Source organism: Yoonia sp. (genome assembly GCF_017854415.1).
In the GTDB taxonomy this organism is placed as follows: Bacteria; Pseudomonadota; Alphaproteobacteria; order Rhodobacterales; family Rhodobacteraceae; genus Yoonia.
The window spans coordinates 50,585-62,587 of record NZ_JAFMHR010000002.1; the positions used below are offsets into that span (position 1 = coordinate 50,585).

Annotated in this window: 11 protein-coding genes; 3 read left to right on the forward strand and 8 right to left on the reverse strand. The window is 55.0% G+C overall.

Annotated features, from left to right (window positions below; translation table 11 throughout):
• Positions 1 to 23 precede the first annotated feature (23 nt).
• The 3 genes from QZ197_RS00610 to QZ197_RS00620 all read right to left on the reverse strand — a co-directional run bounded on the left by QZ197_RS00610 (position 24) and on the right by QZ197_RS00620 (position 4,290).
• On the reverse strand, positions 24 to 2,342 hold the full coding sequence (locus tag QZ197_RS00610) for an aldehyde dehydrogenase family protein (RefSeq protein WP_296429270.1): 2,319 nt from the start codon (positions 2,340 to 2,342) through the stop codon (positions 24 to 26).
• A 3-nt stretch (positions 2,343 to 2,345) separates the two neighbouring features.
• The gene (deoC, locus tag QZ197_RS00615; protein WP_272146424.1) at positions 2,346 to 3,341 is read right to left on the reverse strand and encodes a deoxyribose-phosphate aldolase; all 996 of its coding nucleotides are present in this window, start codon (positions 3,339 to 3,341) and stop codon (positions 2,346 to 2,348) included.
• A 115-nt stretch (positions 3,342 to 3,456) separates the two neighbouring features.
• Complete coding sequence (locus QZ197_RS00620) at positions 3,457 to 4,290, reverse strand: AraC family transcriptional regulator (RefSeq protein WP_296429271.1); 834 nt, start codon at positions 4,288 to 4,290, stop codon at positions 3,457 to 3,459.
• Between the two features lie 111 nt (positions 4,291 to 4,401).
• On the opposite strand from QZ197_RS00620, the gene rpe reads away from it, so the two are divergent.
• A complete protein-coding gene (gene rpe, locus QZ197_RS00625; RefSeq protein ID WP_272146420.1) occupies positions 4,402 to 5,082 on the forward strand; it encodes a ribulose-phosphate 3-epimerase in 681 nt (226 codons plus the stop codon).
• A gap of 51 nt (positions 5,083 to 5,133) precedes the next feature.
• Here the strand turns inward: rpe and bhcD are convergent, their stop codons facing one another.
• The 4 genes from bhcD to bhcA all read right to left on the reverse strand — a co-directional run bounded on the left by bhcD (position 5,134) and on the right by bhcA (position 9,543).
• On the reverse strand, positions 5,134 to 6,099 hold the full coding sequence (gene bhcD / locus QZ197_RS00630) for an iminosuccinate reductase BhcD (protein WP_272146418.1): 966 nt from the start codon (positions 6,097 to 6,099) through the stop codon (positions 5,134 to 5,136).
• Positions 6,100 to 6,187: 88 nt separating this feature from the next.
• Positions 6,188 to 7,351: a 3-hydroxy-D-aspartate aldolase BhcC gene (gene bhcC, locus QZ197_RS00635; protein WP_296429272.1), complete on the reverse strand. Its 1,164-nt coding sequence runs from the start codon at positions 7,349 to 7,351 to the stop codon at positions 6,188 to 6,190.
• Between the two features lie 14 nt (positions 7,352 to 7,365).
• A complete protein-coding gene (bhcB, locus tag QZ197_RS00640) occupies positions 7,366 to 8,352 on the reverse strand; it encodes a beta-hydroxyaspartate dehydratase BhcB (RefSeq protein ID WP_296429273.1) in 987 nt (328 codons plus the stop codon).
• On the reverse strand, positions 8,353 to 9,543 hold the full coding sequence (gene bhcA / locus QZ197_RS00645; protein ID WP_296429274.1) for an L-aspartate--glyoxylate aminotransferase BhcA: 1,191 nt from the start codon (positions 9,541 to 9,543) through the stop codon (positions 8,353 to 8,355).
• Positions 9,544 to 9,706: 163 nt separating this feature from the next.
• Here bhcA and bhcR point away from each other — a divergent pair, with 163 nt between their 5' ends.
• A complete protein-coding gene (bhcR, locus tag QZ197_RS00650; RefSeq protein ID WP_296429275.1) occupies positions 9,707 to 10,531 on the forward strand; it encodes an HTH-type transcriptional regulator BhcR in 825 nt (274 codons plus the stop codon).
• Positions 10,532 to 10,536: 5 nt separating this feature from the next.
• On the opposite strand, the gene QZ197_RS00655 is transcribed toward bhcR, so the two are convergent.
• A complete protein-coding gene (locus tag QZ197_RS00655) occupies positions 10,537 to 10,812 on the reverse strand; it encodes a hypothetical protein (RefSeq protein WP_296429276.1) in 276 nt (91 codons plus the stop codon).
• A 154-nt stretch (positions 10,813 to 10,966) separates the two neighbouring features.
• Here QZ197_RS00655 and QZ197_RS00660 point away from each other — a divergent pair.
• Positions 10,967 to 12,003 (forward strand): acyl-CoA dehydrogenase family protein (locus tag QZ197_RS00660; protein WP_296429277.1); only part of this gene is annotated, 1,037 nt, incomplete at its 3' end.

Below are 12,003 nucleotides of genomic sequence, written 5' to 3' on the forward strand. Positions count from 1 at the left end.
GATATTTTTTCTCGGAAGAAGGCCTATTCGCCGTAGGGAATCCAGATGTTTTTGACCTCTGTTGCGGCGGTAAGGTATTCCTTCGTGGTCGGGGATAATGCTTGACCGTTGTTGACCCATGTCCGTTTGAGGTTGCCTGCGCTGGCTTTTTCAATTTGGGCTGAAAGGTCAGTGCTAGAGAAGGACCAGATGGCATCGATATCAAGGTGCTTGGCCAACGTTGGAGCGAGTTGCGCATGGCTGCCAGTGATGATGTTCACGACGCCCGCAGGCACGTCCGAGGTTTCGAGCACTTGATAGAAATCTGACGCGGCCAAGGGGAAGGGCTCGCTTGCGACAAGGACCACGCGGTTGCCCATCGCGATGGCAGGGGCCATTGCGTTGACCAGTCCAGCAAGGGGGGCTGCATCATCACATAGCACGCCAATTGTGCCGACAGGTTCTTTCATTGCCAACGCGACCCCGCGAATGGGAACGCCGTGCGCTTGGCCGTCATATTTGTCTGCCCAAGCCGCATAGGTGAACAATGTGCGGATCGCGGTTTCTACTTCGTCTGCACCGGATCGTTTGCCTGTCATGTTGTTGATGCGGGTCGCGAATTCGTCCGTCCGTGCTGATAGGTTCTCGGCGATGTAGTAAAGGATTTGAGCGCGCAGATGCCCTGTGGTTTTGGACCAGCCCTTTGCCGCATTACATGCTTCAACCGCGTTGCGGATGTCTTTGCGGTTGGCGACTGACGTATGCCCCAACAGTTTACCACGCGGGCTAAAGACCGGATTGGAGTAGCCTCCATCTGGGCGTGATTGTTTGCCGCCGATATACAGTTTCGCGGTTCGGTCGAGTGGATCGGCAGGGTGGCCGTCTTGGGTCGTGAACGCTTCGATTTTCTCAAGCGGTTTATGCGTGCCTTTTGGTTTGGTGTAACCCGCAAGACCTTCCCAGCCGCCTTCGCGTCCAAAGCCGCTTTCGCGTACGCCGCCGAAACCGGCGGCCGCGTCCATCATGTTCGTGCCGTTGATCCAGACGATGCCCGCGACCAGTTTAGGCGCGATATCCAAAGCCAGATTAATGTTTTCCGACCAGACTGATGCCGCCAATCCATAGCGTGTATTATTGGCAATTTCGACCGCCTCGGACGGTGTCCGAAAGGTTGTCGCTACCAGTACTGGGCCAAAGATTTCTTCCTGCATCAGGGTCGATGCGGGTGACAAACCTGTGATTAATGTCGGCGGGTAGAAGCAGCCTTCGGGCGCTTTGGTCTGATAGATTTCGCCTTCGGTATTCGCGTCCACCATCTTGGTGATCTGCGCCAATTGGACAGGGTCCACGATCGCACCCACATCGATGCATTTGTCCAAAGGGTCGCCGATACGCAGCCCGTCCATGCGGGATTTCAGCTTGGTATAGAATTTATCTGCGATCCCTTCTTGGACCAGCAGGCGTGACCCTGCACAGCAAACCTGGCCTTGGTTGAACCAGATTGCATCCACTAGACCTTCGACGGCGGAATCGAGGTCTGCATCCTCAAACACGATGTAGGGGGATTTTCCGCCCAGTTCGAGGGACAGTGCCTTGCCGCTACCTGCGGTGGCTTCGCGGATTTTGCGGCCAACCTCTGTTGACCCCGTGAAGGCGATTTTGTCGACGTCAGATTCTACCAGTGCAGCCCCTGTTTCGCCGTCACCAGTGATGATGTTCACGACACCGGGCGGCACACCTGCCTCTGTACAGATTTCGGCGAAAATCATCGCTGTGAGTGGCGTGTATTCTGCGGGTTTCAAGACAACGGTGTTGCCCATCGCCAAGGCAGGCGCGATTTTCCATGCCAGCATCAGCAGTGGAAAATTCCATGGGATAATTTGACCGCAAACACCCAATGCTGCGCGGTCCGGCAGTTCGGCTTTCATTAGTTGGGCAAAGCCCGCGTGATGGTAGAAGTGCCGGATTGCCAATGGCACATCAATATCGCGGCTTTCGCGGATCGGTTTGCCGTTATCAAGCGTTTCCATGACTGCCAGCAAGCGGCTGTGTTTTTGCATCAACCGCGCGATGGCATAGAGAACACGCGCGCGTTTATGGCCGGACTTTGCCCAAGCTGGCTGCGCTTTGCGTGCGGCAGCGACGGCCAAAGCGACCTCGTCGGCTGTGCCTTTGGTCACGCCCGCCAGCTTGACGCCTGTAGCGGGATTGGTTGTCGCGAAATCATCGCGGAGCGCGCCCCATTTGCCGTTGATGTAGTGGCCAGCGATACCGCCGCGATCTGCAAGCCACGCCAGCGCTTCGGCGCTGCTTTCGGGGGCAGGGCCGTAGTCCATGGTGTCAAAAATCTCTTTAATGGTCATGGCTTATCCAATCGCGTGCCGCCACTGGGCCGAATAGGCCCCCGTGACGTGATGTTCGAGTTGCCGTTCAATGTCGCCCAGCAAGCTGGATGCGCCAAAGCGGAAAAGGTCGGGTTGTAGCCAGCGGTCGCCCAGTTCGTCTTTGATCATGCTGAGGTAGACCAATGCGTCTTTGGCTTTTGAAATTCCGCCAGCGGGCTTGTAGCCAACTTTGATGCCTGTCCGGTCCTGGTAATCGCGGATTGCACGGATCATCGTTAGCGTGACTGGCAAGGTTGCGTTTACAGGCTCTTTCCCAGTCGATGTCTTGATGAAATCAGCACCAGCCATCATGCAGACCAATGATGCGCGGGCAACGTTGCGAAGGGTCCCAAGTTCGCCCGTCGCGAGGATCGCTTTTACGTGTGCATCACCGCAAGCGGCGCGCATTTCGCGCATTTCATCATAAAGTGCTTGCCAGTTGCCGGTCAGCACATGGCGGCGGCTGATCACGATGTCGATCTCTTGCGCGCCTGCGGCTACGCTGTCACCGATTTCGGCGATACGCAGGTGGAAAGGTGACAGGCCCGCGGGAAATCCGGTCGAAACCGCAGCCACAGGAATGTTCGTGCCTTGCAGTGCATCAACTGCCGTTGCGACCATATCGTGGTAAACGCAGATCGCACCTGTGGTCAGCCCCTCCATACCGAGGGCCTCCAGAATATGTTGCGAAACGGGTTGGCGTGCCTTGGCACATAAGCGCCGCACGCGCCCTTCGCTGTCGTCACCCGAGAGGGTAGTCAGGTCCATCAAACTAACGGCTTTGCAAAGCCATGCGGCCTGATAATCTTTTTTGACGCTGCGCCGTCCGGGTAAAGTTTGCGCCCGGCGTTCAATTGCAGACGTGTTGGCTTGCACCGCCATGACCCAATCAAGGTCAAGCGGCATGCCTTCGTTGCGTGCTTCATGAAGCTGCGGCAGTTGCTGCGTCGTCAGCGTTGAGGATTGGGTGGTTTGCAAGGGAGCCTCCTGCGGTACCGGATAAGGGTCGCACTTTGACTTTGTCTTGGCAAGTTTTGTCCAAATGGTCAAATTATTTTAACGGGTCACGCGGCGCATTGCCTGCGACCTCGCGTCAGTTGGGCTGAACGACGTCGCGCTGCAACTTTTGACGGTATTGCAAGGGGGTGACGCCATAAGCGGCCCGAAACAGCTTATGGAAATGCGACATGTTGGGAATACCGCATTCAGCGGCTATTTCACTGATCGCTTCGCTGTCAGTTGTTAGCGCACGGGCTGCATGGGTCATCCGAATGGTGTTCACGTAATCCGAAGGCGTCTGACCAAGGTATTTGCGCATCATCCGGCTGACATGCGGATGTGCTTTGCCTGCCTGTGCTACCAACCCAGCAGACCCTGCACGGAAAACTTCGGGATCATTTGCAGCAAGGCATGCTTGCGCAAGCCATGCCGGAACATCTGCTGCGAACGCTTCCGCAGTCAGGTCCGCGCAAAGTGGCAGCAGGAATGCTTCGGCGGCAAGAGTATCGCCCAAGCTACGTTCCAATTGAACGGCTGCATGGTTTAATGCCGCCAACTGCCGAATATCCCGATGGACTTGGACGGGGCCGGTTTTGGACCAAAACAGATGGCCGTTTACGCTGGGGTGCCGTTTGGCCAAAGACTTGATCGTCTGGGGATGAAAACAGATCGAGACTACTAGTGCATGTTCCCCACGCCCTTGCAGGGCATGTGTTTGACCGGGCTGGATGAAAACAACATCGCCTTCGGTCAGGGTCACGACTTTGCCCTCAAGATGATGACGTATCTTGCCGTTTTGCACCCAGACCAATTCAAAAAAGTCGTGGCCATGCAATGTCCGCGGGCGCGCAGTGGTTAGCGTTGCGCGCGTGAGGTGGGACTGGGCACCAGCTATTAGAATATCTTTGTGGCGAAGAATTTGCGTCATAAGTGCACTCTAGCACCGAATTTGCTGCACTGCAGCATGAAAATGTATCAGCTCGTGACAAACTGTACGTGTCAGGGTATCGCGTGGCCAACAAATCGCATGAGGTATGCCATGACTTTTGACCGTTCCATCAAGATCGCCCCGTCGATCCTATCCGCTGACTTCGCCAATTTCGGGGCCGAGTGCGAAGCCATCGAAGCGCAAGGCGCCGATTGGGTGCATGTTGACGTTATGGATGGGCATTTTGTCCCCAATATCACCTTTGGTCCAGCGATCTGCGCCGCGATCCGCCCGCATATCAAAGGCGTCATGGACGTGCATCTGATGATTTCGCCTGTTGATCAGTACATTGAAGGCTTTGCCAACGCGGGTGCGGACATCATTACTGCCCACGTTGAGGCAGGCCCGCATATCCACCGCACACTGCAAGCAATCCGCGGTGCAGGTGCAAAGGCGGGTGTCGCGCTGAACCCCGGCACACCTGCGTCATCAATTGAGACATTGCTTGATATGGTAGATCTGGTTTGCGTGATGACAGTGAACCCCGGTTTTGGCGGGCAAAAGTTCATAAACAGCCAAGTCGAAAAGGTACGCGAGCTGCGCGCGATGATCGGTGATCGTCCAATTCATATCGAGATTGACGGTGGTGTCGATCCGACCACTGCGCCCTTGGTTGCAGCGGCTGGTGCGGATGTACTGGTGGCAGGATCTGCGGTTTTCCGTGGCGGGTCTGTCAGCAACCCTGCGCCATACGGTGAGAATATTCGCGCAATCCGGGCTGCTGCGGAATAATCACGCAAAGAAAAGCCCCCTGAGCTTTGTGCTAGGGGGCTCAATTCCGTCTTAAAAGTCGACTTCGATCGCGATGCCTTGCGCAATCGCCAATTTCACGATGCTTGCTGCAACCGCAAGATCCTGCAGGCCGACACCTGTGCCGTCAAACAAAGTGATTTCGTCGTCTGACGTGCGCCCCGGATGCGTGCCATTGATGACCGCACCCAATTCGTTCACGTCGCTTTGCTTGATCAAACCTGCGGCAATGGCATGCTGCGCCTCGCCGATGCTGATGGATTGCGCGACTTCGTCGGTGAAAACGGTTGCTTGCGCAAGAAGTGCTGTTTCAAGCTCTTGCTTGCCCTTTGTGTCAGTCCCCATGCAGGCAACATGTGTGCCCGGGCTGATATGCTTGGCCATGACTGTGGGGGCAAAGGTCGACGTGATCGAAATCACGACATCGGCTTCGACCATGCCCTCTAGCGCGACCGCTTCAAAAGGCACGCCAGCTTCATTTGCAATCTTTTCAATGTTGGGCAGCATTTCTGGATGATAGTTCCAGCCGATGACTTTCTCGAACTCACGTTGCTCAAGGGCAGCACGCAACTGGAATGTCGCCTGATGACCTGCGCCAACCATACCCATGACTTTCGCGTCTTTACGGGCCAAATGCTTGATCGAAACAGAGGACGCCGCAGCCGTCCGCAACGCCGTCAGCAGATTACCACCGACCATTGCGCTGACCTTGCCGGTATCGGGATCAAACAGGAAAACCGTGGACTGGTGGTTGATCGCCCCATGCTTTTCCATGTTGTTTGGCCAGTATCCACCAGCTTTCAGACCAAGCGCCATGCCCGCCTTGTCGAACCCGCCTTTGAAGCCATAAAGCGCGTTTTCATAGCCAATCGCTTCGCGGATAACCGGAAAGTTGTAGGCGTCGCCTTTGGACATTGCGGCGAACACATTTTCAACGGCTGTAAACGCATCGGCGCGTGTTAGCAGGGCTGCGATCTCTTTTTCAGGGACAATATACATCGTGGTTTTCCTTGCAAAACGGGCCGGTCTGAACGACCGACCCTGACTTCTTTTTTCCTAAGTAAACTTCCCCCGGAGGGTCCGATGCTTAGTATGCTTTACCGCGTGCAGATACGGGCCACAGCGTTTCGACCTTGCCGTTGCGCACACCGACGTACCAGTCATGCACGTTGCACGTCGGGTCACAGTGACCTGGAACCAGCTTGAGCTTGTCATTGACCTTCAACACACCGTCGGGGTCAGCAACAACGCCGTGCTCGTCCGAACATTTGACATATTCGACATCGGTGCGGCCATAGATCGTTGGCAAGCCACTATCGACGGACTGCGCTTTGAGGCCCGCATCAACGATAGCTTTGTCGGCCTTTGCGTGGCTCATCACGGATGTCAGGATGAACAGCGCGTTCTCCCACTCGCCTTGGTCGATGCGGTTGCCGTCCTTATCAAGGATACGGCCATAGTCGGCGTCCATGAAGGCATATGACCCACACTGCAATTCGTTGAAAACGTTTGACTCACTCTCAAAGTAATATGAACCAGTGCCGCCACCGCCAACGATGTCGCACTCAAGCCCAGCGGCTTTCAGCAGGTCGACGCTTTCACGTACTTGTTCAATCGCGATTGCGGTTTTGCCCTGACGGTCCTCATACGAGTCCATGTGCTGCATGGCACCTTGGTAGGCTTGGATGCCCGCAAACTTGAGGCCCTCTGCCGCGTCGATTGCAATCGCAAGATCAACAACCGGCTGACCAAATTGCACACCGCAACGGCCTGCGCCTACGTCGATTTCAACAAGACATTCGATCTGCGTGCCATGCTTCATTGCAGCAGCTGACAAGTCTGCCACGTTGTCGATATCGTCGACGCAGCAGATAGCGCGTGCGCCTAGCTTCGGCAGACGTGCCAAACGGTCAATTTTTTCCGGCTGGCGTACTTGGTTGGAAACCAGCACGTCCTTGATGCCACCACGTGCGAACACTTCGGCTTCGGATACTTTCTGGCAGCACACACCGACAGAACCACCCAGCTTTTCTTGCAGCAGCGCCACGTCGACAGATTTGTGCATCTTGCCGTGCACGCGGTGACGCATGCCGTGTGATTTTGCGAAATCACCCATCTTTTTGATGTTCCGCTCTAGCGCGTCCAGATCAAGCACAAGGCAAGGTGTCGCAATATCGGCTTCGTCCATACCAGGCAGGGCAGGCACGTCGTAGCCGACTTCGAGGTCTTTAAGATTGCTCATATCGTTCATGGTCTTCTCTCCCTTTAACCTTGCATCCAAGGTAGTTTGTCGAGGTCTACGTTACCGCCAGTTACGACGACGCCAACGCGTTTGCCTTTAAAAAATTCACGGTTCTTGATGATGGTGGCCAGCGGCACGGCACAGCTAGGTTCCATCACGATCTTCATGCGCTGCCACGTCAGTTTCATTGCGTCGATGATTTCCTGCTCGGAGGCAGTAAAGATTTCGGTCACATGGTTGCTGACAAAGTGCCACGTCAGGTCCTTCAAAGGAACCTTAAGGCCGTCCGCAACCGTCACAGGCGCATCATCAGCGATGATGTGACCCGCTTTAAAGCTGCGGTATGCATCATCAGCCTGTTCCGGCTCTGACGCAATGATCTGCACTTCGGGCGCAATGTTAGACAATGTCAGGCAAGTACCTGAAATCATGCCGCCACCGCCGATGGGCGCCACAACCATATCAAGTCCGTGACCGTGCTCTTCCTGCATTTGCTCCATCAGCTCTTTGCTGCAAGTTCCCTGACCCGCGATAACCCGAGGGTCATTATAAGGATGGACGAAATCCCCGCCTGTTTCAGCCTGAACACCAGCAAACACTGCTTCGCGCGAAGACGTCGACGGTTCGCATTCTGTGATGATTCCGCCATAACCTTTGACCGCATCTTTCTTTGCTTGCGGCGCAGTGCGCGGCATCACGACGTTACACGGAATGCCCCTGCGACCTGCTGCGTAAGACAGCGATAGCGCATGATTGCCGGATGAATGTGTGCAAACACCTTTGGCAGCTGCTTCATCAGATAACCCAAAAACCGCATTGGAAGCGCCACGTACTTTGAACGCGCCGGCCTTTTGAAAGTTCTCGCATTTAAAGAACAGTTCTGCGCCAGTCAGTTCGTTCAGGTACGTCGACGTCAGCACAGGCGTGCGGTGAATGTAGGGTTTGATACGTTCGTGGGCTTCGATCACGTCTTGGTAGGTCGGGATATACATTTCGTGGCTGTCCTTCATTTACGCTACAACTTTGAGCGGAACAGAGATGCTGCCGCGGTAGTATTCCTGTGCTGCCGCAACACCAGAGCCGAGTTTGATGTCGAGGCCCAAGTCAACCATACACATTTCTGCGGTGGCGATACCGGATAAAGCCATCACGTCTGTCATGCTGCCCAAGTGACCGATGCGGAAGACCTTGCCTGCAACTTCTCCAAGGCCAGTGCCAAAGGCGACGCCGTATTTTTCTGCGGCAAGCGACACGATGTCAGTTGCGTTGAAACCTTCTGGTGTCTTGATTGCGCTGACTGTGTCTGAATACAGATCAGGCGAAGCTGCGCAAAGCTCAAGGTCCCAAGCGTGGATCGCTGCACGAATACCGGATGCAATCCGTGTATGACGCGCAAAAACGTTATCAAGTCCCTCTTTCAGCAGAGTTTCGGTCGCCAAAAGCAATCCGTTCATCAAGCCAACAGGTGGTGTGTAAGGGAATGCGTTCGCGTTGTAGCCCTTCGTCATGTCGTTGATGTCAAAGAACGTGCGCGGCAGACCCGCAGTTTTGGTGGCATCAACAGCACGCTGGCTAAAGCCAACAATCGCCAGACCCGCAGGCAACATGAAACCCTTTTGCGATCCGGTTACGGCAACATCTACGCCCCATTCGTCAAAGCGAAAGTCCATCGATCCGATCGAGCTTACGCCATCGACGAACAACATGGCAGGGTGCCCCGCCGCATCCATTGCGCGGCGCACGGCTGCGATGTCGGACTTTACACCAGTTGCAGTTTCATTGTGTGTGGCCAGAACTGCTTTGATCTTGTGACCTTTGTCAGCTGCCAAAATCTCTTCGTAGCGATCGGCAGGCAGGCCGTGGCCCCAGGGAGTTTCAACGATTTCGACGTTCAAACCGTGGCGCTGACACATGTCAATCCAGCGGTGGCTGAACATGCCGTTACGTGCGGCCAATACGGTGTCGCCAGCGGACAATGTATTGGTCAGCGCTGTTTCCCAGCCGCCAGTTCCAGTCGATGGGAAGATGAACACTTCGGCAGTTTCGGACTTTAAGATTTCTTGAACGCCGGCGCGGGCTGGGTGTAGAATTTGACCAAACAAGGGTGAGCGATGGTCAATCGTTGGCATATCGCAGGCTTTGCGAATGGCCTCGGGCATATTCGTTGGGCCGGGTATAAATACTGGGTTCTGAAAACTCATGGTCCGTTCCTCCATTGGATTGAGCCTGTTCTGGCAGAGGTCAGCGCGCCACTCAATTTTTTTGAAATTATTTTTCAAAAGGTGATTTAGGTATAAATTTGTTTGTTGTCAGGGGCTTGTATTTTTCATAAAGTGAAATCGAATTTCAAAATTGGAAATATTCATGCAAGATGACGTAAAGCGCGGTCGCGGCAGGCCCAAAGCGTGGGACGACAAGGGCACGCAGAATACCATCAAGTCCCTTGATCGGGCGCTAGAGGTCTTGGTGCAGTTAGGCGAGATGCAGGGAGGCACGTTATCGCAAGTCGCAGGCGCGCTTGATCAGTCACCTGCAACGGTTTACCGCGTTCTGACCACTTTTCAGGGGCGCGGCTTTGTAGACTTTGACGAGCAAACCCAAGTTTGGACCATTGGACCCGCTGCATTCTTAACGGGATCTCAATTCTTGCGGCGCACATCATTGGTGGAACGCGCTCGCCCGATTATGCGCGAACTGATGGAAGCGACAGGTGAAACGGCGAACCTAGGGATCGAGCGTGACGGGATGGTATTATTTTTGGGGCAAGTCGAAACCCACGCAACAATTCGTGCCTTTTTTCCACCCGGAACTGCGTCAGCGATGCATGCGTCGGGCATAGGTAAAGCTTTGCTCTGCCGGATGGATGACAAACGCCAAAGACAGGTCTTGGCGGCCAGCCAGCTGGAACAATACACGCCCTTCACCCTGACTGATCCAGAAGCAATGATCGCCGATCTGCGCGCATCCAAGACGCGCGGATACGCCGTGGACGCAGAAGAGCGCAACATCGGAATGCGCTGTATCGCAGCACCCGTGTTCAACGTATTCGGAGAGGTCGTCGCCGGTATTTCAGTCTCTGGCCCAACAACGCGCATCACCGAAGACCGTATTGATGCGCTTGCTGCGCATGTGATGGACGCGGCCGCGCGTTTGACCCGTGCGATTGGCGGTAACAACCGTCCCGCGTGATCGGCCTAACGTTTGGTCGAGCGAATAGCGCTGTTCTTATAGTTGGGATCATCCACAATCGGGTGATCGACAGTGCGGTCGTGCAGGTCTGTGAATGCAGGCCTTGGTTGCGAAATCCGTGCCCAAAGTCTGCGCGCAAAGAATTGCAAAATAACTACAATCAGAAAGAACGCGCCAAGTGCGGACAAAATCGACCACATGTCCACCATGATGCACGCGCCATCTGCACCAAAAACAATGGCGTAAAGGATGCTGACTGTCTGAGTGCATGCGTCGAACACGGTGTGTGCCTCGTTGATTTAGGGCATCTTAGCAGCGTCTGATTTCAAGAGCAAAGGTAGCGTCGCAGAAAGGCCGCGACAGTGCGTTATTCTGCATGACTTTCGCACAATCGGTTCTTAGGGTTTTGCTTGTAACACCTGACCGGAGATCGCGATGCAGTTTGGCCTTACCGACGAGCAACAAATGATTGTGGATACCGTCCGTAGTTTTGTTGAGAACGAGATCTACCCTCACGAGGATGCGGTCGAACGCAGTGGCGAGGTGCCGCAGGAAATAGCGGACGAGATCAAGCGAAAGACAATCGAACTTGGCTTCTACGCCTGCAACTTTCCCGAAGACGTAGGCGGCGCTGGCCTGTCCCACGTTGATTTCGCGCTTGTCGAGCGTGAATTGGGCCGTGGTTCAATGGCGTTGAACCATTTCTTTGGCCGCCCCCAGAACATTCTGATGGCTTGCAAAGACGATCAGGTTGATCGCTATTTGCTGCCCGCCGTGCGCGGTGAACGTATGGATGCGCTGGCGATGACCGAACCAGACGCCGGATCGGATGTGCGTGGCATGAAGTGTAGTGCCGTACGGGACGGGGGTGATTGGGTTTTGAACGGGTCAAAACACTTTATCTCCGGTGCGGACCACGCGGATTTCTTCATTGTTTTTGTGGCGACAGGTGTTGATGACACGCCGCGCGGCCCCAAAAAACGGATCACAACCTTTCTGGTCGATCGCGGCACGCCGGGCTTTGAGGTGCGCGATGGGTACGCTTCGGTCAGCCACCGGGGCTACAAAAACTGCATCCTTGATTTCGACAATTGCCGTCTGCCCGATGCCCAAGTGTTAGGCGAGGTCGATGGTGGTTTCGCTGTAATGAATGAATGGCTTTATGCCACACGCATCACGGTCGCGACCATGTCCGTTGGGCGTGCGCGGCGTTGTTTTGACTATGCGCTGAATTATGCCGCCGAGCGAAAGCAATTTGGCCAACCGATTGGCAAATTTCAGGGCGTCAGTTTCCAGATTGCCGATATGATTACCGAAATTGATGCCGCTGATATGCTGACCCTCGCCGCTGCATGGCGTCTTGACGAAGGGCTGCCCGCGAACCGTGAAATTGCATCTGCCAAGGTGTACGCGACCGAAATGCTTGCCCGCGTCACTGATGCGACGCTGCAAATCTACGGTGGCATGGGCCT

Coding starts and splice junctions, on each gene's coding strand:
- bhcR (WP_296429275.1), top strand. CDS start 9,707: ATGCAAGATGACGTAAAGCGCGGTCGCGGCAGGCCCAAAGCGTGGGAC.
- bhcC (WP_296429272.1), bottom strand. CDS start 7,351: ATGAACGATATGAGCAATCTTAAAGACCTCGAAGTCGGCTACGACGTG.
- bhcD (WP_272146418.1), bottom strand. CDS start 6,099: ATGTATATTGTCCCTGAAAAAGAGATCGCAGCCCTGCTAACACGCGCC.
- rpe (WP_272146420.1), top strand. CDS start 4,402: ATGACTTTTGACCGTTCCATCAAGATCGCCCCGTCGATCCTATCCGCT.
- bhcB (WP_296429273.1), bottom strand. CDS start 8,352: ATGAAGGACAGCCACGAAATGTATATCCCGACCTACCAAGACGTGATC.
- bhcA (WP_296429274.1), bottom strand. CDS start 9,543: ATGAGTTTTCAGAACCCAGTATTTATACCCGGCCCAACGAATATGCCC.
- QZ197_RS00610 (WP_296429270.1), bottom strand. CDS start 2,342: ATGACCATTAAAGAGATTTTTGACACCATGGACTACGGCCCTGCCCCC.
- QZ197_RS00620 (WP_296429271.1), bottom strand. CDS start 4,290: ATGACGCAAATTCTTCGCCACAAAGATATTCTAATAGCTGGTGCCCAG.